This window comes from Ralstonia mojiangensis, assembly GCF_023955645.1.
GTDB classification, from domain to species: Bacteria; Pseudomonadota; Gammaproteobacteria; order Burkholderiales; family Burkholderiaceae; genus Ralstonia; species Ralstonia mojiangensis.
Genome location: NZ_JAMXHU010000002.1, coordinates 919775 through 939509, shown reverse-complemented (window position 1 = coordinate 939509; position 19735 = coordinate 919775). Strand labels below are relative to the sequence as shown.

The 19735-nt window shown below is 64.9% G+C and carries 25 protein-coding genes; 7 read left to right on the top strand and 18 right to left on the bottom strand.

The genetic code is table 11. From position 1 onward, the window contains the following. Nucleotides 1-5: 5 nt before the first annotated feature. The 11 genes from soxX to NG898_RS11105 all read right to left on the bottom strand — a co-directional run bounded on the left by soxX (nucleotide 6) and on the right by NG898_RS11105 (nucleotide 7365). Nucleotides 6-680 carry a sulfur oxidation c-type cytochrome SoxX gene (soxX, locus tag NG898_RS11155; protein WP_420803691.1) on the bottom strand — a complete coding sequence of 225 codons (675 nt, stop codon included), beginning with the start codon at nucleotides 678-680 and terminating at the stop codon, nucleotides 6-8. Then, nucleotides 677-1498: a sulfur oxidation c-type cytochrome SoxA gene (gene soxA, locus NG898_RS11150; RefSeq protein WP_252692347.1), complete on the bottom strand. Its 822-nt coding sequence runs from the start codon at nucleotides 1496-1498 to the stop codon at nucleotides 677-679. The genes soxX and soxA overlap by 4 nt, the downstream gene beginning before the upstream one ends. A 19-nt stretch (nucleotides 1499-1517) precedes the next feature. Next, nucleotides 1518-1973: a DsrE family protein gene (locus tag NG898_RS11145; RefSeq protein WP_092976763.1), complete on the bottom strand. Its 456-nt coding sequence runs from the start codon at nucleotides 1971-1973 to the stop codon at nucleotides 1518-1520. Nucleotides 1974-1989: 16 nt separating this feature from the next. Continuing rightward, entirely contained in the window at nucleotides 1990-2301 is a 312-nt protein-coding gene (gene soxZ / locus NG898_RS11140; RefSeq protein ID WP_024977295.1) for a thiosulfate oxidation carrier complex protein SoxZ, read from the bottom strand. Between the two features lie 19 nt (nucleotides 2302-2320). Continuing rightward, nucleotides 2321-2791, bottom strand: a complete 471-nt coding sequence (gene soxY, locus NG898_RS11135) for a thiosulfate oxidation carrier protein SoxY (protein ID WP_252692346.1) — start codon at nucleotides 2789-2791, stop codon at nucleotides 2321-2323. Between the two features lie 10 nt (nucleotides 2792-2801). Beyond that, the gene (locus tag NG898_RS11130; RefSeq protein ID WP_252692345.1) at nucleotides 2802-3149 is read right to left on the bottom strand and encodes a c-type cytochrome; all 348 of its coding nucleotides are present in this window, start codon (nucleotides 3147-3149) and stop codon (nucleotides 2802-2804) included. A gap of 161 nt (nucleotides 3150-3310) precedes the next feature. Continuing rightward, complete coding sequence (locus tag NG898_RS11125) at nucleotides 3311-4198, bottom strand: EamA family transporter (RefSeq protein WP_252692344.1); 888 nt, start codon at nucleotides 4196-4198, stop codon at nucleotides 3311-3313. Between the two features lie 122 nt (nucleotides 4199-4320). Then, a complete protein-coding gene (locus NG898_RS11120) occupies nucleotides 4321-5613 on the bottom strand; it encodes an NAD(P)/FAD-dependent oxidoreductase (RefSeq protein ID WP_252692343.1) in 1293 nt (430 codons plus the stop codon). Further along, nucleotides 5610-5969, bottom strand: a complete 360-nt coding sequence (locus tag NG898_RS11115; RefSeq protein WP_252692342.1) for a c-type cytochrome — start codon at nucleotides 5967-5969, stop codon at nucleotides 5610-5612. Before NG898_RS11115 ends, NG898_RS11120 begins: the two co-directional genes overlap by 4 nt. Before the next feature lie 133 nt (nucleotides 5970-6102). Next, the gene (locus NG898_RS11110; RefSeq protein WP_252692341.1) at nucleotides 6103-6921 is read right to left on the bottom strand and encodes a BON domain-containing protein; all 819 of its coding nucleotides are present in this window, start codon (nucleotides 6919-6921) and stop codon (nucleotides 6103-6105) included. A 51-nt stretch (nucleotides 6922-6972) separates the two neighbouring features. Next, on the bottom strand, nucleotides 6973-7365 hold the full coding sequence (locus NG898_RS11105; RefSeq protein WP_252692340.1) for a YraN family protein: 393 nt from the start codon (nucleotides 7363-7365) through the stop codon (nucleotides 6973-6975). Nucleotides 7366-7400: 35 nt separating this feature from the next. Between NG898_RS11105 and rsmI the strand changes: the two genes are divergently transcribed. Continuing rightward, on the top strand, nucleotides 7401-8303 hold the full coding sequence (gene rsmI, locus NG898_RS11100) for a 16S rRNA (cytidine(1402)-2'-O)-methyltransferase (protein ID WP_252692339.1): 903 nt from the start codon (nucleotides 7401-7403) through the stop codon (nucleotides 8301-8303). Nucleotides 8304-8329: 26 nt separating this feature from the next. Here the strand turns inward: rsmI and NG898_RS11095 are convergent, their stop codons facing one another. Then, nucleotides 8330-9061: a septal ring lytic transglycosylase RlpA family protein gene (locus NG898_RS11095; protein ID WP_252692338.1), complete on the bottom strand. Its 732-nt coding sequence runs from the start codon at nucleotides 9059-9061 to the stop codon at nucleotides 8330-8332. 201 nt (nucleotides 9062-9262) lie between these two features. Here NG898_RS11095 and NG898_RS11090 point away from each other — a divergent pair, with 201 nt between their 5' ends. From NG898_RS11090 to NG898_RS26180, 3 genes are all read left to right on the top strand, one after another. Beyond that, entirely contained in the window at nucleotides 9263-9919 is a 657-nt protein-coding gene (locus tag NG898_RS11090) for an MBL fold metallo-hydrolase (protein WP_252692337.1), read from the top strand. Continuing rightward, nucleotides 9916-10647 carry a 3'-5' exonuclease family protein gene (locus tag NG898_RS11085; protein ID WP_252692336.1) on the top strand — a complete coding sequence of 244 codons (732 nt, stop codon included), beginning with the start codon at nucleotides 9916-9918 and terminating at the stop codon, nucleotides 10645-10647. The genes NG898_RS11090 and NG898_RS11085 overlap by 4 nt, the downstream gene beginning before the upstream one ends. Before the next feature lie 275 nt (nucleotides 10648-10922). Then, nucleotides 10923-11198, top strand: a complete 276-nt coding sequence (locus tag NG898_RS26180) for a hypothetical protein (protein ID WP_315862495.1) — start codon at nucleotides 10923-10925, stop codon at nucleotides 11196-11198. Nucleotides 11199-11323: 125 nt separating this feature from the next. Here NG898_RS26180 and arsC read toward each other — a convergent pair whose 3' ends face one another. From arsC to alc, 4 genes are all read right to left on the bottom strand, one after another. Next, the gene (gene arsC / locus NG898_RS11080) at nucleotides 11324-11674 is read right to left on the bottom strand and encodes an arsenate reductase (glutaredoxin) (protein ID WP_252692335.1); all 351 of its coding nucleotides are present in this window, start codon (nucleotides 11672-11674) and stop codon (nucleotides 11324-11326) included. Nucleotides 11675-12335: 661 nt separating this feature from the next. Next, nucleotides 12336-13610: a M20/M25/M40 family metallo-hydrolase gene (locus tag NG898_RS11075; RefSeq protein ID WP_252692334.1), complete on the bottom strand. Its 1275-nt coding sequence runs from the start codon at nucleotides 13608-13610 to the stop codon at nucleotides 12336-12338. A gap of 93 nt (nucleotides 13611-13703) precedes the next feature. Further along, complete coding sequence (locus tag NG898_RS11070) at nucleotides 13704-14231, bottom strand: ureidoglycolate lyase (RefSeq protein ID WP_009239600.1); 528 nt, start codon at nucleotides 14229-14231, stop codon at nucleotides 13704-13706. Further along, the gene (gene alc / locus NG898_RS11065; protein ID WP_024977279.1) at nucleotides 14228-15238 is read right to left on the bottom strand and encodes an allantoicase; all 1011 of its coding nucleotides are present in this window, start codon (nucleotides 15236-15238) and stop codon (nucleotides 14228-14230) included. The genes NG898_RS11070 and alc overlap by 4 nt, the downstream gene beginning before the upstream one ends. A 343-nt stretch (nucleotides 15239-15581) precedes the next feature. Here alc and NG898_RS11060 point away from each other — a divergent pair, with 343 nt between their 5' ends. The 3 genes from NG898_RS11060 to NG898_RS11050 are packed head-to-tail and all read left to right on the top strand — an operon-like array spanning nucleotide 15582 to nucleotide 18249. Then, the gene (locus NG898_RS11060) at nucleotides 15582-16922 is read left to right on the top strand and encodes a C4-dicarboxylate transporter DctA (RefSeq protein ID WP_092976719.1); all 1341 of its coding nucleotides are present in this window, start codon (nucleotides 15582-15584) and stop codon (nucleotides 16920-16922) included. Between the two features lie 37 nt (nucleotides 16923-16959). Next, a complete protein-coding gene (locus NG898_RS11055; RefSeq protein ID WP_092976784.1) occupies nucleotides 16960-17658 on the top strand; it encodes a GntR family transcriptional regulator in 699 nt (232 codons plus the stop codon). A gap of 6 nt (nucleotides 17659-17664) precedes the next feature. After that, nucleotides 17665-18249, top strand: a complete 585-nt coding sequence (locus tag NG898_RS11050) for an IMPACT family protein (protein ID WP_252692333.1) — start codon at nucleotides 17665-17667, stop codon at nucleotides 18247-18249. Between the two features lie 3 nt (nucleotides 18250-18252). On the opposite strand, the gene NG898_RS11045 is transcribed toward NG898_RS11050, so the two are convergent. Beyond that, a complete protein-coding gene (locus NG898_RS11045; RefSeq protein WP_252692332.1) occupies nucleotides 18253-18678 on the bottom strand; it encodes a hypothetical protein in 426 nt (141 codons plus the stop codon). 112 nt (nucleotides 18679-18790) lie between these two features. Beyond that, nucleotides 18791-19702 carry a LysR family transcriptional regulator gene (locus NG898_RS11040; protein ID WP_252692331.1) on the bottom strand — a complete coding sequence of 304 codons (912 nt, stop codon included), beginning with the start codon at nucleotides 19700-19702 and terminating at the stop codon, nucleotides 18791-18793. Between the last annotated feature and the right edge of the window lie 33 nt (nucleotides 19703-19735).

Below are 19735 nucleotides of genomic sequence, written 5' to 3'. Positions count from 1 at the left end.
TTAGGTCACTGGTTCACGGGCGATGCCGGGTCGAACAACAGCGCCATCACGTCGCGGATCTGCTGCTCGGTCAGGATGCCCTTGTGCCCGAAGCGCGGCATGTTGGAGCACGCCGCATACGCGTTGGAGTTGAAGATCTTGCCCCACGTGTAGCGCAGGATTGCTTCCGAATCCCCGCGCAGCTTGCCGTACTGGTACAGCGACGGGCCAATGGTGCCGTACGACACCTCGTCTTTCGACAAGCGGTGGCACGCGTAGCAATTGGCGCCGTTCGCGCCGCCGGCCGGGTCGGAGAACTGCATGCCGCGGCCGCTCTGCGCGGTCTTCTCGCCTTCCTTCCAGTCGCCCAGCCACTTGTTGTCAGCCGGGTAATGGATGGTCTTGAGCTGCGCGTCTTCCAACTTCTTGGCCACGGCGGCGGGCACGGCGTTGCGGTCGGCAAACTGGCTGCAGATCTTCTGCACGTCGTCGCGCTCGGTCACGCCTTCCACGGTGGCCGGGCCCTTGGAGACAAAGCTCTCTTGGATGACCTTGGCGAGCGCCGCGTCGGCCTTTGCATCGGGCTTGGGTGCGGTGACGGCCTTGGAGGCGGCGTCCGCTGCGTGCGCGGTGCCGGCAGCCAGCGCCAATGTGAGCGCCGTCAGAACGATGGGGGTCAGTCGAGTCATACGTGGCCTCATCGTTTGATGGACGGCGCGTCCATCTTGCCGCCGTTGGCGTTGCGGGCGAGGAACATCTCCAGCGCGGTAATCACCTCGCTGCCGTAGAGCGGTTCCGGAAAGCGCTGTTGGCGCAGGCAGTCGTACAGGCGATGCTGCATCGTGCGTACCTCGCCCTGCGAGACGCGATAACCCGGCCATGTGGAATACGCATAGCGCGCGCCGTCGGCGGTCAGCAGGTCGGGCAGGTCTTGCAGGCGGATGCGCAAACCCGGCTGGGCATGGCACGTGGCGCAGGCAAAGTCATACGCGCCGCCACGGTAGAAGAACATGCGGCGGCCGAGTTCATACACGCGCTTTTCTTCGGGATGGGCGAGCGGAATGTCGATGGCCGCGCCGCGCGATTCCGAAGCCACGTACGCGATCAGCCGTTCAATGTCCGACGCCTTGCCCGGCGACGAGAACGGGCGGGCTGATGCCTCTTCCTTGGTCAGCCCCTGCAGCGTCATACGGCAATACATGAGGCGCTGTTCGGCGTCCATCACGCGGCCGGTGTCTTTGAAGAAGCGCGGCAGCTTGGCGTATGCGCCCTTCATCACGCCGGGGCCGAGGCCCAGGTCGCACGCTTCAAGCGAGGCCTGCTTGGGGCCGGCGGGCTTCTTCCAGAGTTCTTCGCCGGCGGCTTCCCAGAGTTCGGCCGGGTTGCCGTCGGCCAGCATCTCGCGGTACTGCGCGATGCCGGCGGCGGTGCTGTCCTTGGTGTCCTGGGCGTTGGCGGCCAGCGTCAATCCGCCGGCCAGGGCCACGCCCAGCAACTTCGTCCATGTCTTGTGTTTCACGGTCCCCTCCGTGGGTCGCCTACGGTTTGATATAGGCGAAACCTTCTTCCTGCTGCAAGCGGGTAATTTCCACCACACCGGCAGGCACCACCTTGGCTTCGAGCAGCAGCTTGTCTTCCGGCACCTTGAACGCCATCAGCGAGTTGTGGCACACGCGAAACTCCACGCCCATGCTGGCAAGCGCCGCCACCGGCGCATCAAACGGGCGGCCTTGCGCATCCTTGGCGCCTTCAACCAGAAACTCGATGCCGTGGCCGAGTGCCACCACCACGATCTTTGTGCCGGGCGCGCCGTTCAGATGGTTGCGCAGGTTGCCGATGGCGCGCATGGCCTGGTCGATGCCTTCGCTCAACTGGTAGACCACCTTGTAGCGGGCACCGGCGCCACCAGCGCGCGGGGCGTTCTGGGCAGCGGCCTTGCCAGCCACACCCAAGGCCGCCAGCGCGGCGGTCACACGAAAGAAGCTGCGTCGCATGTGGGCCTCCTGGCGCTTACTGGATCGACGTCTCGTCGGTGCGCTTGTCGCCGTGGTTGTCCACCCACGTGACCGTCACCTTGTCGCCCTTGGCGCCGCCCTTGAACTTGAAATTGAGGAACGGATCCTTCGACACGGCCGGGCCGAACTGTGCATCGAGCACCGTCTTGCCGCTGTGCAGCACCGTCACGTTGGTGATGTGCCAGGCCGGCACGACCTTGCCGGACGCATCCTTGCGCTGGCCGGTTTCCATGTCGTGCTTCATCAGGATCTTCACGTCGGTCGTGCCGCCGTTTTCCATCGCGCGAATGCGCATCGGGTCTGCCATGGTGTGTTTCTCCTGATGTTTAACCGCCGCAGCCACCAAGGGTGACCTTCACTTCCTTGCTCGCCAGCACCCATTTGCCGTTGGCGCGCACGGCGGCGTAGACCTGCGAGGTCTCGCCCATCTTCACGCGCGTGCTCACAAACGGGTCGGTGCCGGCCGGAATGGCGAACGTTGCAGCCAGCGTGTTCGGGTTCTTTTCAACCAGGATGGCGATGAGGTCGGTGCCGGGCAGCGTGCTCGTTACAACCAGCGGCACCACGGCGCCGTTTTCTGCGATGTCCGGTGCGGTGAGCTGGATGCCGGCGCCGCCCTTGTCGACCGCGCCGCCGCCCAGTTGCTTGAGCACGTCGTTCACGCCCTTGACGGCAAAGGCGGCCTTGTTCCATTCGGCCGCCTGGGCCGGCGTGGCAATGCCGGCGGACACCAGCAGCGCCATCATGGCGCCAGCGCGCAGCACGTCGCGGCGGCTCAGGTTGATTGCATCATTCATCGTCCGCTCCTCACTTGGCCGGGGCGCCCGCGAGCACCCAGTCGATCACGGTTTTCAGATCGGCATCGGCAATCTTCGGATTGGCCGGCATCGGAATCTGGCCCCAGTTGCCCATGCCGCCTTCGCGCACCTTCTTGATGAGCATGGCTTGCGCGCCGGCATCGCCCTTGTACTTGGCGGCAACGTCCTGGTAGGCCGGGCCGACGAGCTTGCGGTCGACGGCGTGGCAGCCCATGCAGGCGTTCTGGTTGGCGATGGACTGCGCGCGGGCAGCATCAACGGCAGCCAGCGCGGGCGTGGCGGACAGCGCCAGGCCGGCCAGCACCGCCGCAGCGGCGAGCGTGGGGGCGAACTTCATGTGGTCTCCAGAAGACGAGGCTGCCCGCATGCGTGTGCGGGCGAAATGGCGGGAATCGGACCCGGTATTGTGCCCGAAACGGGCCAAATCCTATGTCGCCCGCAAAGCAAAACGCCCGGTACCTTTCGGCCCGGGCGCTTGCTGCTGATGGGGGTGTGGCGTCAAGCCATCGCGCGCCGAGCCGCCAGCCGGCCGCCAAACACGTTGAGCAGCAGCCCGGCCATGACCACCGCGCCGCCCAGCCATTGCGCGGGCACCAGGCGCTCGCCCAGCAGTACGGCGGCAGACACCAGCCCCACCACCGGCACCAGCAGCGTGAGCGGCGCAACCTGGCTGGCCGCGTAGCGCGCCAGCAGGCGGCTCCACAGGCTGTAGCCGAAGATGGTGGCACCAAAAGACAGGTAGACGATTGCGCCGATGCTCGACCCACTGATGTTCGCCAGACTATGCGCAATCTGCTCCGGCCCCTCCAGCCAGTACGACAGCAGGAAAAACGGAATCGGCGGGATGACGGCGCCCCACACGACCAGGCTCACCACGTTTACCGGCCCGATCCGCTTGGTGACGATGTTGCCGCTGGCCCACGAAAACGCCGCGCACAGTGTCAGCAGGAAACCGGCGGTGGTCATGCCCGTGACCGAGCCGCCACCCGCCATGCCGATGATCGCCAGCCCGCCCGCAGCCACCGCCATGCCGGCCAAGTGGAACCAGCGGATCGGCTCGCGCAGCACGATGGCGGCAATCGTCAGCGTAAAGAACGCCTGCGATTGCAGCACCAGCGAGGCCAGCCCCGCCGGCATGCCCACATACATGGCCGAGAACAGGAACGCGAACTGCCCGAAGCTGATGGTGGCGCCATAAGCCACCAGCCACTTGAGCGCGATCTTGGGGCGCGGCACGAACAGCACCGCCGGGAACGCGACCAGCGCAAAGCGCAGCGCACCCAGCAGCATGGGCGGCACGCCATGCAGGCCCACCTTGATGACGACAAAGTTGACGCCCCACACCAGCACAACGGTCAGGGCCAGCAGCAGATCCTTGGGAGACATGATGATCGGAAGGTTCGGACGGCCGCCCGTGCGGCCACATGACGCACTGTAGGCGCGCGCCGCTTACGCGACTTGCACAATCTTGCGCATTGTTTGTGCCGGGCGCCTCGGATTTGCCTTCCTTAGCCCAGCATGTCCGACCAGATGGCGCGGCTCCAGCCCTGGGCCAGCTTGCCCTCGGTTGCGGAAGGTGAGTCGGAGAGCCCACCGGCGCCGGGGACCGTCACCATGGTGTGCTCGGCCGCGTCATAGCGGTGGACGGTCGCCACGTGCATCGCCTCGTCGGGCGTGGCAAAGCTGTAGCAGGTGTTGGTATACAGCGGTGACGCATCGGGCGCGTGGCCGGCCAGCATCGCCACCACGGCGGCGGCGGCCACCTTGCCATGCTGATTGGCCATGTGGCCCGACTTGGGCATCAGCGGCGCGGTCTGGATGGCATCGCCAATCACATGCACGCCCGGCGCCACCTTCGATTCAAACGACAGGAAATCCACTTCGCACCAACGCCCGTTGGCCGTCGCCAAGCCGGCTTGTACGGCAATCGCTCCGGCACGCTGCGGCGGGATCAGGTTGACGACATCGGCCTGCACGTCGTCCTGCACATCGAACTTGAGCACGCGGCCCGTGGCATCGATGTCGACGGCGTTGTATTGCGGGCGATATTCAATGTGCTGTGGATAACGTTCAGCCCAGACGCGCTTGAACAGCGCGCCCTTGGAGGTGACGTCGTCGTTGGCATCGAGGATCAGCACGCGCGAATCCGGCTTGGCGCGCTGCAGCCAGTGGGCGATCAGGCACGCGCGCTCGTACGGCGCGGGCGGGCAGCGGTACGGCGCCAGCGGAATGCTGATCGCCACCGTGCCGCCATTGGGCATGGCTTCGAGCCGATGGCGCAACGCCAGTGTTTGCATGCCGGCCTTCCATGCGTGCGGCGCTTGCGCGGCGGTGGCCGCATTGGCGAGACCGGGAATCGCCCCCGGCACGAAGTCGATACCGGGCGAGAGGATCAGCCGGTCGAAATCGAGCGTGCCGCCGCCGGTCAGCCGCACCTGCTTCGCGCCTAGGTCGATGGCCGACGCGCGGTCGCGCACCCAGCGCACGCCGTGGCGCTCGACCAGCGCGTCATACGGCACGGTGATGGACGCCATATCGCGGTTGCCCGACAGCACGAGATTCGACAGCGGGCACGAGACGAACGCGGCGTTCGGCTCAACCAACGTCACGTCAACACGGCCACCGGAAAACACGCGCACGTATTTGGCTGCCGTTGCGCCGCCGTAGCCGCCGCCAACCACCACCACGCGCGCATTGCGCACGCCCGACAGCGATGCGCACGCGGCCAGCGGCCCGGCCAGCGCGGTTGCCCCGAGGGCGCGCAAGAGTGCGCGTCGATCCTTGCGCAGCAATTCGCTCATGGCGCCTCCGGGGATTGGCGTGACAGCCAGCCGGCAATGGCGGCGATCTGCGCATCGTCATAACCGCGGGCGATCTGGCCCATCACCGTGGACGGACGCGTGCCATTGCGGAATGCCTGCATCGCGTCGATCAGCTCGGCTTGCGAGCGGCCCGCCAGGGGCTGCAACGTCTGCGCGGGAAGCTTGGCGCCGGGGGCGGTATCGGCGTGATGGCAGCTGGCGCACGTGGCGGCCCAGGTGCGGGCCTGCAGATTGGAGGGCGGGCGATCGGCCGCTTGGGCCGCTTCTTGGGCCGCATAGGCCGTAAGCAGCGCCGCAAGGAATGCTGCGGCGGCAAGGCGGTGGACGACGGGCATCGGGGGGCTGCGAAGTCGCGGAAGCGTCATACGCTAACACGCACGGCCAGCCGTGTGCCCTGTGATGCGTGCAGCCAACAAAAAACGCAGCGCGGTGGCTGCGTTCCTTGCGAATCGATGTTGCGGACGTGGCTTACGGCAATTGCTTGCCCGGCGGCAGCGCCGGCGAGTTGGTCGGCGACACCGTCACGCCCGGCGAGGCCGATGTGACGGGTGCCGGGGCCTGCGTGGCCGTCGGCGTACCCTGCACCGGCGCCGGCGTGCCTTGCGACGCATCAGGTGCCGTCGACGCGTTGGTCGACGTGGCGTTGGCGTCCAGGCGCTTGCGCTCGTCTTCGCTCACGTAGTCGAACACCTTCACGACCTTGTTCACGCCGCCCACCGTGCGCACGGCTTCGGTGGCCTTGTTGCCTTCGGCCTCGGTCACCACGCCCATCAGGAAGACGGTCTGCGCTTCGGTCGTCACCTTGATGGAGTTCCAGGGCACGCCTTCCGTGCCGGCCAGTACGCTCTTCACCTTGGTGGTGATGTACGTATCGTTGGTGCGCGAGCCGAACGTGCTCGACACCGGCGTCACCACGATCTCGTTGACGACCTCGCGTGCATTCTGCAGCTTCTGCGCGTATTGGCCGATCTCCTGCTTGGTCTGCTCGGTGCCGGCTTCGCCAGTCAGCAGGACCTTGCGGTTGTAGACCGTCACGTTCACGTGGGCGCGGCCGTCGTAGCGCGAGATCAGCGTGTTTTCGGCTTCCATCTGCAGGCCGCGGTCGATGGTCTGGGTGGCGGTCGGGCGGCGGTCGGTGGCGAGCGCCACGCCGCCGGCCACGGCGCCGGCAAACAGCGGGAAGCAGGCGGTCAACTGCGTTGCAGTAATGCCGGCCAAAGCGGCCAGCACGGCGGTGCGCTTGACCGTGTGACGGAAGCGGGCAAACGTAGGCGACGAGAGTTTCATGCTGTCCTTGAATGAAGTCCGGAAGAAAGAAGAGCGAGGTTCATGCGAGGTTTAGGCGTCGGCACCGAAGGCATCGCGCATCCATTCGATGCGCGCGCCGTCGATGGCGATCACGTCAAAACGGCAGGCGGGCACCTCTTCAGCCTGCCGCGCGAGAAAATCTTCGGCCGCGGCAATCAGGCGACGCTGCTTGGCGGGCGTGACACTCGCGGCCGCCCCGCCAAAGCGCTGCGTGGAACGCGCCACGCGGGCACGTACCTCGACGAACACCAGGGCGCCGGCCGCATCGCGCATCACCAGATCGATCTCGCCGCCCTTGCAGCGATAATTGCGGCTGACCACCGCCAGCCCGCGCGCCTGCAAGTAGCGCAGCGCACGGTCTTCACCGGCTTCACCGGTGGCGGCTGTGATGGGCTGCGAAGGGAGGGGCTGCGGCGCGTGCATTGGCGGTTTGAACCAAGTGACGGAGAGAAGTTCTCGTGAGTGATCCTGACTGGACCCTGCTGGCCCATGACCAGCACTATCCCGCCGGCGCATTATATGTGGTGGCCACCCCCATCGGGAACGCTGCCGACGTGTCGCTGCGGGCGCGTTACGTGCTGGGCCTCGTCGACGCAGTGGCCTGCGAAGACACGCGCAACACCGGGCAACTGCTCAATCGGCTGGGCCTGTCTCGACCGATGCTCGCGGCGCACCAGCACAACGAGCGAGAAGCCGCTGCACGCATCGTCGCGCGCTTGGCGCAGGGCGAGCGCATCGCCTATGTGTCCGATGCCGGCACACCCGGTGTGTCGGACCCGGGCTCGCGCATTGTCGAGGCGGTGCGCGCGGCGGGCCAGCGCGTGATTCCGCTTCCTGGCGCCAGCGCCGTGGTGACGGCGCTTTCCGCTGCGGGCGAATTGCTCGACACGTCGGAAGGGCAGTTCACCTTTGTCGGCTTCCTGCCGCCAAAGGCCGGGCAACGCGAGGCGGCGATCCGCCAATGGGCGGCGCACGGGCCGGCATGGGTTCTGTACGAGGCGCCGCATCGCATTGAGGCCACACTCGCCGCGTTGGCCGAGCACCTGCCCGCGCGACGCATTCTGATCGGCCGCGAGTTGACCAAGCTGTTCGAGCAGATCGTCGTGTTGCCCGCCGCGCAGGCACCCGCGTGGCTCGCCGCCGATGCCACGCACGGCAAGGGCGAATTCGTGTTGGTGGTGGAAGGCGCAGGCGCACAAGACGCGGCACCGACCGCGATGGCGGCGGATCAGGTCTTGCGTCTGCTGTTGGCCGAACTGCCCGCCAAGCGCGCAGCCAAGCTGGCCGGCGCGATTGCAGGCGCGTCGGTCGACACGCTGTATCAGAGCGCGCTGGCGCTGAAAAACGAAGGGAAAGACTGAGGCAGGAAGGCGGCCGGATCAGCGGATCAGCGGCGCTTGGCGCGACGCTTGATCGCCTTCTTCTTGACCGGTGCGGGTTCATCACCGCCCACATCGGCATCGCCCTCGTTGCTGGCGACATCGGTTTGCGTCAGCTCAGGGCGCAGCGCTTCGACTTCAGCGCGCGACAGGCGGCGGATTTCCACCTGCGTCGAACCGCGCTTGACGAAGTCGAGTCGCTTGGCAGCGGCATACGACATGTCGAGGATGCGCTTGCCGTAGTACGGGCCGCGATCCGTCACCTTGGCCACGACCACGCGGTCGTTGGCGAGGTTGCGCACCAGCACCCAGCTCTGCAGCGGCAGCGACGGATGCGCCACCGTGAAGGCATTCATATTGAAGCGCTCGCCGCTGGCGGTGCGGCGGCCGTGGAAGCCGCGGCCGTACCACGAGGCCAGGCCGCGCTGTTCAAACGTGCCGAGGTCGGCGCGCAGGCCGGGGGTCGTATCGGTGTTCTCGTCGAGCTTGAGGCTGCTCGAATCCGGCGCGCCCCGGAACGACAGCGTGCCCCATGCATCGGGGTTGTCGCGCGGGTCGGCCACCTTCAGCGCGGGCGCGGTCGGCTTGCTGGCCTGCAGGCCGGATTGCCCACCCGCGGGCGGCTCGCCAGGAACAGCGGCACAGCCCGCCAGCACCAGCAGCGCGGTGCCATGCGTCAACCAGACACGCAGCGTGCGGCCGGCCGAACGGCTGGAATTGAGGTGGGTCAACTTAAGCATGGGCGCGAGTCTAACATGCATGCTTCGATCGATTATTTACATTTCCTATTAAAACGATCACATCATGCTGTCATCTCGCACCAATTTTGTAATATTTTCTTTCCGATGTAACAGCGCTCCCCGCGAGCCCAGTGCTGGCGCGGGCTCGGCCCGATACAATCGGGTTATCCCTGCCAAGTGCAAATGCGCACCCAAGATCACATGAAAGTCGTTGTCGTCCCCGTTACGCCGTTTGAACAGAACTGCACGCTGCTGATTGGCGACGACGGCGCTGCCGCCGTCACCGACCCGGGCGGCGATATCGAGCGCATCCTGGCCGCCGCCGAGCAGCACGGCGCGCGCATCGAAAAAATCCTGCTCACGCATGGCCACGTCGACCATTGCGCCGCCGCCGATGCCCTGCGCACGCAGCTTGGCGTGCCCATCGAGGGGCCGCAGAAAGATGAGGCGTTCTGGATCGATCAACTGCCCATGCAGAGCCAGCGCTTTGGTTTCCCGCCCGCCAAGGCGTTCGTGCCCGACCGTTGGCTGGAAGACGGCGACACCGTGGAAGCCGCCGGCCGCACGCTGCAGGTGTTCCACTGCCCCGGCCACACACCTGGCCACGTGGTGTTCTTCAGCCCGGAAGACCGCGTGGCCATCGTCGGCGATGTGCTGTTCGCGGGGTCGATCGGCCGCACGGACTTCCCGCGCGGCAACCATGCGGACCTGATCAACGCGATCCGCACCAAGCTTTGGCCGCTCGGCGACGACGTTACGTTTGTGCCGGGCCATGGGCCTGTTTCGACCTTTGGCGATGAGCGTGCCAGCAATCCGTACGTCGCTGATCGCCTGTTTGCCAACGAAGGCTCAACATGAGCGGCACCACCAACACCAGCCCCAAGGACGGCGCCAACGAAAGCGACGACCCCTTCGCCGACACCGCACCTGCTGCGCCGGCCGACAAGCCTCGCCGCAAGCGCGGCAACCAGCCGCCCGACACGCGGCCCGAAATCTACGTCAGCACTGACATCGAGGCCGACGGCCCCGTCCCTGGCCCGCACTCGATGCTGAGCTTCGCCAGCGCGGCGTACCTGGCCGACAAGACGCTCGTCGGCACGTTTGAAGCGAACCTGGAAACGCTGCCCGGCGCAGAAGGCCATCCGATCCAGATGCAATGGTGGAAGACGCAGCCCGAGGCGTGGGCCGCATGCCGCGCCAACCTCGAAGCGCCCGAGGTAGCCCTGCCGCGTTACGTGGAGTGGGTCGAGAGCCTGCCCGGCAAGCCGGTGTTCGTGGCGTTTCCGGCGGGCTTCGATTTCACGTTCATGTTCTGGTACATGATGCGTTTTGCCCGGCGCTCGCCGTTTGGCTGGGCGGCGCTCGACATCAAGACGCTGGCCTTTGCGCTGACTGGCATGCCGTATCGGCGCAACGTCAAAGCGGCTTTTCCCGAGCACTGGCACGACCCCTTGCCGCACACGCATATCGCGCTGGATGACGCGAAAGAGCAAGGCGCCCTCTTCTGCAACATGCTCGCCGAGTTGCGCAAACGCGAAGCCGAGCGCGCTGCGGCACAAGTGTCCCAGCAATCTGCTCAGGATTGAGCGCCGGGCACGTCACGCATTTCGCCAAGACGCGCACGCGGTTTGCCTCTTGCCCGCGTGATGCGCGCACCATGCCGCAACGCAACTTGCGGCGCCCCAAACCCCCGTCTACGCTGGGCTTGTGCGATGCGACCAGACGACTGCGCCACCCGGCGCCGACAAGCAAAGCCACTCGCATACGCCATTTGCTTGCCGTATCGTTTTCGGGCCGCACGTGCCCCCGACGCCGGTGCGTGCCGGCGTCGGCTATCAGCCAACAACGGGGAGGTACCGCGATGCGATTTTCCCGTGACGCGTTTGACACGCAACATTTGCGAGCGATGACGGAGCGCTTGCATTGGCATCGCAAATCCTCTGCGAAGGCGGTTCCGTTGAGCATGCGTGCGCAGCATCCGCAGCACTTGCATCACACGCACAGCAGCGCGCACCACGACGCAGAAGTCATGAAAGTCGCCATGGTCTCGACCGCGGCGGCGCTGGCAGTGGTGCTTGCCGCCCTGCTGGCCGTTGGTTTCGGGTCAGAAATGGCCCGATGGATGGGCCTGGAATGAACCGGTGCCCTTGCGCGTCTTGACGGACGCAGCCCCGGCCCTCGCGCAGAGCGAGATACGGCCACCCCTGAACGGCCTGTCCGATGGAAATCGGCAGGCCGTTCAACTTTGTGGGGCGTGGTGAATTACTTCAGGAATGCATCGAGCGCTTCGGGCGTGCGGCCGATGATGGCGCGGCCGTCGCGCACCAGCACTGGGCGCTGCAGCAGCTTCGGGTGGGCTGCGATGGCTTTGAGCAGCGCGTCGTCAGATGCATCGGCCAGATTGAGTTGCGCGTATTCGTCTTCGTTTTCACGGACGAGGCTGCGCAGTGGTGTGTCGAGTTGCGCTGCGAGCTGTTTGAGGTCAGCCAGCGTGGGGGGCGTGGTCAGGTATTCGATGACCTCGAGTTGTTCGCCGTTTTTTGCCGTGAAGGATTGGGCTTGTTCGAGCGCGGTGCGGGATTTGGAGCAGCGGGGGTTGTGGTAGATCTGCATGGTTTTTTGGGCTTTTGTGTTGGCTTGATGGGGTGGGTTGCAATCTTAAGGGGTGGGGGTTGGGGGTGGTTTTCGTTGTTGGTGTTGGGGGGATTCGTTTTTGAGTTGGTGGTCCACCCCCCTTTCGTTCCCTGCCGGGACCGACTCACTTTTCTTTGTCTTGCCAAAGAAAAGTAAGCAAAAGAAAGGCGCGCCCGAGATGGCGACTTCCCCTTGAATTTGTGTGACCGTGCGGAGAGGGAGGCAAACTCGCTGCGCTCAGACAGGCCTCCCTCTTTTTTCCGCCCGCTCACAAAAATTCAAGGCGCCATCAAGGGCTCAACGTCAAAGGAAAAAGGCCAACCCATCGTGAGGTTGGCCTTTGTCGTTTGGGCCTGCGCTGCGATGGTTTGGCCTTTGACTTTCCTGCCCTAGATGGCGCCTTGAATTTCTGTTGCAGGGAGGAAAAAGAAGGGAGGCCTGTCTGAGCGAAGCGAGTTTGCCTCCCTTCCCTCACTGCGACATAAATTCAAGGAGGGGGTCGCCATCTCGGGCGCGCATTTCTTTGCTTACTTTCTTTGGGCAAGACCAAAGAAAGTGAGTCAGCCCCGGCAGGGGATGAAACAAGGGGTGCACCACAAACCTCAAAATTCCTCTAAAAAAATCCATCCTGCAATATCAATCAACTGCCCAACAACTCCCCCACAGCACACCCCACCACCACAGTCGCCCCCCGCAAATCATTCAACCGCAGGTTCTCATCCGTGTTGTGCCCACGCGCTTCCATCAACGTACGCGGGCCCGCGCCATACAGAACCGTCGGCACGCCATGCGCCGTGTAATGCCGTGCATCGGTATACAGCGGCACGCCGTGCACCGGCACATCCCCGCCAAACACGGCCAAGGCATTCCGCCGTAGCGCGCCAATCAGCGCGTCCACGCCCGGCAGTTCGGCAAGCGGCTGCGCCAACAGAATGCGTTCGACTGAAACCTCGATCCCCGGCCGTTCTGCAGCCGCGCGCTCGATCACCGCGCGCAGTTCGCCTTCTGCATCGCGGCCGGTTTCTTCAGGAATCATCCGGCGGTCAACGCGGAACGTCACCAGGTCGGGCACCACGTTGGTGTTGATCCCACCCTGGATCAACCCGACGTTGAGCGTCGCGTGATCAATGCCCGGCACGGCGGATTTGCGCGTGGCGAGTTCTGCGCGATAGGCATACACGGCTTGCAGGATGTGCGTGGCCGCTTCGATGGCGTCGATGCCCGTGTGCGGCATGGCGGCGTGTGCCTGCTTGCCGCGCACCGTCACCTGCACGTGCAGGCAGCCGTTGTGCGCCGAGGTGATGCCATACGCAAAACCCGCCGAGATCGCGTAATCGGGCTTGCTCAGGCCTTGATCGAGCAGCCACTTCGGGCCGATGTCACCGCCGGTTTCTTCGTCGTATGTGAAGTGCAGTTCGACCGTGCCGTTGAGCTTTGCGCCACGCTTTTCTGCTTCGATCAGCGCGAGCAGCGCCCACGTGTAGGTTGCAAAGTCTGACTTGGACACCGCCACGCCGCGGCCAAACATGGTCGGGCCGTGTTCGGTCTCGACGATCTCGCCACCGTACGGGTCGTGCGTCCAGCCCAGGCCCGGCGGAACAACGTCGCCGTGTGCATTCATGGCGACCGTGGGGCCGCCACTGCCGAACGTGTGACGCACGATCAGGTTGGTGGCGCTGACCATGCCGGCGGCGCGTACCTGCGCCTGCGGCACGGCATGCGCCTCGACCGTCAGGCCGAGCGCTTCCAGCAGCGCCTTGGCGCGCGCGGCATGCGGGGCGCAGTCGCCGGACGGGTTGTCCGACGGCACCTTCACCAGCTCGCGCAGGAAATCAATCTGCTGCGCGTGCGCGGCTTCGACAAATGCGCGGATGACCGCATCGATACCGGGGGTGGCGAGTTCAGCCTGGGTCATGTCGATGTCTCCCTGCTTGTAGTGGGATGGAGATAGAAAGTGACTGAGCCCCCGTTGTGCGGGGGCTCAGTATTGATGCCGATGAAGCGAGGCTTACAGCGCGGCCTGCATGGCCTCGGCGGTCAACCACACCGATTCGGCCAGATCTTGCTCGTCGCAGTTGTGGCCTTCGCCACCGCGGTCGACGACAAGGAAATCGCTCACCTCGCCCAGGGCCAGCAGCGGGTGATGCCACACGCCGCGCGCGTAGTTCACGCCTTGCCAGCCGCGCGAGACGAACGCGCGCAACTTGGACGGGTCCAGCTCGCCGGCCGGCGCCACGACCACCAGATACGGCTTGTCGTTCTGCGGGATGAAGGCCTGACTGCCACGCGGATGGCGCTCCAGCATCTTGACCTCGAACGGCAGCGTGCGCGGCTGACCACGGAACAGGCTGATCAGCGCGCGGCCGCCCTCGCCCACATCCACGTTGGCGAGGTCATGAAAGCGGATGGTCGTGCCCTGGTTGATGGGGAATTGCTTGGCCCCTTCCAGCTCGATCACATCGCCGAACGGCGCGAAGGCTTCGCGCGTGAGCGGCTCGATGGTCAGCGCAACGCGTGCAGCGGTCTCTTGGCTCATTCGAGCACCCCCCACAAGCGCAGACGCGACACACCGCCATCCGGGAACATGTTGAAGCGCACGTGCGTCACGATGCCGAGGTCGGCGATTTCCGCTTCGTAGTAGTGCTGCAGATCCATCTGCAGCTTCTGCTCGGGCAGCAGCGTCTGCCAGAACATCGCCTGCGTCTTCAGCGAGCTGTCAGTGCCACCCACCACGCGTGCGGCCTGGATGGAAACGCGGTCAGCGAAGTTGCCTTTGAAGTGCGCGGTGTCGACTTCGATCTTGCGGATGCGGCCCGGGTTGGCCAGGGCGATCACGCACCAGTCGTTGCCCGGTTCGCGGCGGCGGCGCGTTTCCCAGCCGTCGCCCATGTTCACGCCACGGCCCGGCATCAGCATGCGCGAGGCCGGCCCGAAGTGTTCGTTGTTGGCTTCGACCACATAGGCGCCGTTTTCCATGGCGGCCAGGTCGAACAGCTTGGTGCGGTCTGCGCCCTTCCAGTCGACTTGCGGCTGGCCGTACACGCGCAGCCGCGCGATGCCACCATCCGGGAAGATGTTCACGCGCAGGTGGGTGAATGCTTGCGTGCTCGTCACGGCCACATAGGCGTGGCTGTTGCCTTGCAGCGTGGTCGACGGAACGATTTCAGTCCACTGCGTGGCTTCGGTCGGTTCGCCATCCGGCAGATAAGCGGCTTCAATGGAAGCGGCCGGCGGGAAGTTACCGGTGAAGTGGCTGGTGTCGATATCCACACCTTTCACGACCCCCGGGCGGGCTAGGCGGACGATGCAATGGTCATAGCCACCGTTGCGGCGACGGCGCGTTTCCCAGCCATCCATCCACTTGCCGTGGTCGTCGTACTTGCCCGGAATGAAGACCGCCGGCTCGGGATTGAGCATGCGATCTTTCGGTGCGAAGAATTCGTCGGTCGCGAACGTGGCCTCTGCGCCAAGGCGGGGGTCCGCCAGGTTCGGATATCGGCGCGTGAAATCCGGCGCGTTCGGATCGAGCGTGGGCATCGCCATGTGGAACTCCTTGGTATTTGTCTCTGGATGTTATACGGCCGCCCCATCGAACAAAAACGGCGAGTAAGAACACTCGAAACTGTGGCGATGGGAACGCCGGAAGTGCAGCGTAGATGGCGGAAACACAAGGCTTCGCGGGACTGCATGAACCGATCCTAGCATGTGAATTCAAAAATTGCATACAAAAATTGGATGGCCTATGATGCCGTCAACGCTCAACAATTCATCGCGACAATTTGTTGCGACGCAGCGAGCGAAACAAGGCCGTGACGACAATCGCAACCAACTGAATTAGACGATTGGGCGCGGCTTGAGACATCAGTAATCCAAAGGAGGATTCACCATGCAACGCTTTACGCGCCCGTTGTTCGGGCAGGTTTTGATTGCCCTGGCGGTGGGCATCGCGCTGGGCATCTGGGCGCCGGAGTTTGCGCAGAAACTGCAGCCGCTCGGCGATGGCTTTCTGAAGCTGATCAAGATGCTGATCGCGCCGATCGTGTTCTCCGTGGTGGTGGTGGGGATCTGCGGTGCCGGCGAGCTGAAGAAGGTTGGGCGCGTAGGCGGCAAGGCCGTCATCTACTTTGAGATCGTCACGACGATTGCGCTGGCACTGGGCATTGCGCTGGCCTATCTGTTCGGCCCGGGCCACGGTATGAATGTGGACCCGAAGACGCTCGATCCGGCAGCCATGGCGTCGTACATGACGACCGCCAAACAGGTGGAATCGACCGGCGTTGCAGCCTTCTTCCTCAAGCTGATTCCCGATACGTTCGTCAGCGGCTTCGTGAAGGGTGACATCCTGCAGGTGCTGCTGGTGTCGATCCTGTTCGGCTGCTCGCTGTCGCTGCTCGGTGAGCGGACCAAGCCGCTGGTCAACCTGATCGATCAGCTCTCGCATGTGCTGTTCCGCATGATGGCCGTGATCATCCGTCTGGCACCGCTGGGCGTGCTGGGCGCGGTAGCCTTTACCGTTGGCAAGTACGGCGCGGGCTCGCTCAAGCAGCTCGGCTTTCTGGTGCTGCTGTTCTATGCGGCAGTGGCGCTGTTTGTGTTCGTCGTGCTCGGCACCATCTTGCGCATGGCGGGCTTCAACATCTTCAAGCTGATCCGCTTCCTGCGCGCTGAACTGCTGGTGGTGCTGGGCACGGCGTCGTCCGACGCGGTGCTGCCGTCCATCATGAACAAGCTGGAGAAGATGGGCATCAAGCGCTCGGTGGTCGGCCTGGTCATCCCGACCGGCTACTCGTTCAACCTCGATGCGTTTTCGATCTACCTGACGCTGGCCGCCGTGTTCATTGCACAGGCGACCAACACGCCGCTGGCCTTCCAGGACTTGCTGCTGATCCTGGGCGTGGCGCTCGTCACCTCCAAGGGTGCACACGGCATTCCTGGTTCGGCCATCGTGATTCTGGCGGCCACGCTGTCGGTCATTCCGGCCATTCCGGCGATCGGCCTGGTGCTGGTGCTCTCCGTCGACTGGTTCATCGGGATTGCCCGTGCACTGGGCAACCTGATCGGCAACTGCGTCGCCACCGTCGTCATCGCGGCGTGGGAAAAGGACATCGACCGCGTGCGCGCCAATGCGGTGCTCGACGGCAAGATCGACATCACAGAAGAAGGCGAAGCGATTCCGCACGGCCTTGGTGTGGCGGCACCGGCAGCACATACGCTGCCGCATGCCTGAAGCCGCGCTGTTGTCGGACGGCGGTAAAATCGGCGCCATGACCGAAACCACCGCCGCCGCCGACATCTCCTCCGAAGGCATTGCCGACGACATCGCGCAGGCGATCGTCGCGCATCGGCTGCCGCCGGGCACCAAGCTGCGCGAAGAGGCGCTGGCGCGGGTCTACCACGTCAGCCGCACAAAGATTCGCGCAGCGCTGCTGATGCTGGCCAAGGACAAGCTGATCCGCATGGAGCCGGATCGCGGTGCGTTCGTGGCAAAGCCGGACGAGACCGAAGCGCGCGAGGTGTTTGCTGTGCGCCGCGTGCTGGAAGTCGCCTTGGTGCGCGAGTTCATCGCCAAAGCGACGCCGGCCGATTACAAGCGGCTGGAGAAGCACCTGGCCGAGGAACACAAGGTGGCGGCAAGCGGCGATTTGTCTGACGTCCCGCGCCGCAACCGCCTGATGGCCGACTTTCACCTCCTGATGGCCGACGTGGTCGGGAACAGCGTGCTCAAGGAAATGCTCTACGAGCTTTCCGCACGCAGCTCGGTGATCACGATGATGTACCAGTCCACATACGACGCCGTGCGTTCGTCCGACGAGCACACCGCTTTTCTGGAGGCGGCCAAGCGCGGTGACGTGGAAGGCGCCATCGCGCTGATGGAAGAGCATATGGCGCACACCGAGGCGTCGCTCAAGTTCGAATCGCCGGGCGGCCGGGCGACAGATCTCGTAGCCGCCCTCCTCGCCTGACCGCGCGTGCCGACGTACACGCTGCGCGCGCCGGTTTCTGCCGAGCTGGAAATCAAGAAAAGCCGCTTTATCGGGTTGGCAATGCCGGTGGAAGACCGGGCCGCCGCCATGGGCGTCATTGCACGCCTGCGCGCCGAACACCCGTCTGCCACGCACGTCTGCTGGGCGCTCCTGGCGGGCGGCCAGTCCGGCATGTCCGACGATGGCGAGCCTTCCGGCACGGCAGGCCGCCCCATCCTCGAAGTGCTGCGCCATCACGATCTGGACGGCACGCTGGGCGCCGTGGTGCGTTACTTCGGCGGTGTGAAGCTCGGCGCAGGCGGTCTTGTGCGTGCCTACACGGATGCCATTGCTACCGCGCTTATGCAGGCCGAACGCGTGGAGCGCATCGCCAGCACCACGCTCACGCTCGCTACCGATTACGCCGACGAGGCACGCATCCGCCGCTGGATCGATGATGGCGGGTATGCGCTGCTGGATGCCGTCTACGATGCGGGCGTCACACTCACTGTGCGATTGCCGGTGACGGACGAAGCGGCCGCGCGGGTCACGTTGCGGGATTTGACGCAGGGGCGTGTGGCGATTACCTAGCGCTTATCGCTGGGGAGCGAGCGGAGCGGCGGGCGCGGCGCCCGGGCAACACGGGTTCTGGCAGTCCGGTTGGAACACTACGTAGGCGGCTGTCGGCATTTTGGGGGCGACACCCTCGCGTTCCACGGCACGTAGATGCGTATCGGCTTCGGACGACTCGACTTTGTCGCCCTCGATTCCGACAGCGTCCAGCACGGCCTGGATGCTTCTGAGGCGCAGCACAGCCAGCTCTGGGTCAGGAGCAGGCTCGGACGCCTCCCGCAGGCGCACCCGGTACTTGCCGCCGCTGCGAAAATCTTCTTTGAGCTGCGAATCCCATTCCGCCAGTTTCAGGATTTCGGTGGTCGGCAGCGCAGACTCGCCGGGCGAGAACACCAGCGGGTGCTCAAGCCCGGTCAGATCGCACGCCAGAGCGGACGTGCTGAGCATGAGAGCGCCGACAACTGCAGTTCTGTGTAGCATCTTCAGTCTCCGGCATTGAGCGCGCCACCCGCGATGCGCCTGATGACAAGTTTAGGAACCGTCATCCATTTCCGCACGCTCAACTCGTTCGCGACCAATACCCCGCCTGCCCATACACCGTCTTCAGGTGTTCGATAAAGAACCGGATCTTCGCCGGCACCGGCCGCTGCTGCGGGTACACGGCGAGGATGTCGTAGTCGGGCAGCGCGTAGTCGTCCAGCACCGTCATCAGCGCACCGGATTCCAGCTCGGGCTGGATCTCCCACGTTGAGCGCCAGCCCAGGCCGAGGCCTTCGCCCATCCAGCGGTGCAGCAGTTCACCATCGTTGCAATCGAGGTTGCCGTTCACCTTCACGGTGACGGCCTTGCCGTTCTGCTGGAAATACCAGCCGCGCTGCTGCCCGCCCTGCAGGTTGAAGGCGAGGCAGTTGTGGCGCGCGAGATCATCCAGCGTGCGGGGCACACCATGCTTGGCGAAGTACGCGGGCGTGCCGCACACCACGCGCTTGTTCGACGCCAGGCGGATCGCGACGAAGTTCGGATCAATCGCACCGCCAATGCGGATGCCCACGTCGTAGCCTTCGCGCACGAGGTCGACCACGCGGTCGGTCAGGTTGAACGAGATGCGCACGTCGGGGTTGGCACGCAGAAAGTCCGGCGCATGCGGCGCGACGTGCTTGCGGCCGAACGCTGCCGGCGCCGAGACGATCAGGTGCCCAGTCGCCTTGTGGCGGCCTTCGGCAACGAGCAGCTCCGCGCGGTCCAGCTCGCCCAGCGCCTTCTTGCACTGCTCCATGAACACCGCGCCCTGCTCCGTCACTGCAATGCGGCGGGTTGACCGGTGCAGCAGCTTGACGCCCAGGCGGGCTTCCAGCGCGTTGATGCGGCGGCCGATCATGACGGGCGTCACGTCTTGCGTGAGCGCGGCGGCCGCCATGCTGCCGTGTTCCACCACGGCGATGAACGCTTCGATCTGCTTGAGCTTGTCCATTCCATCATTCCAGTTCGCAATGTCTGACAATTT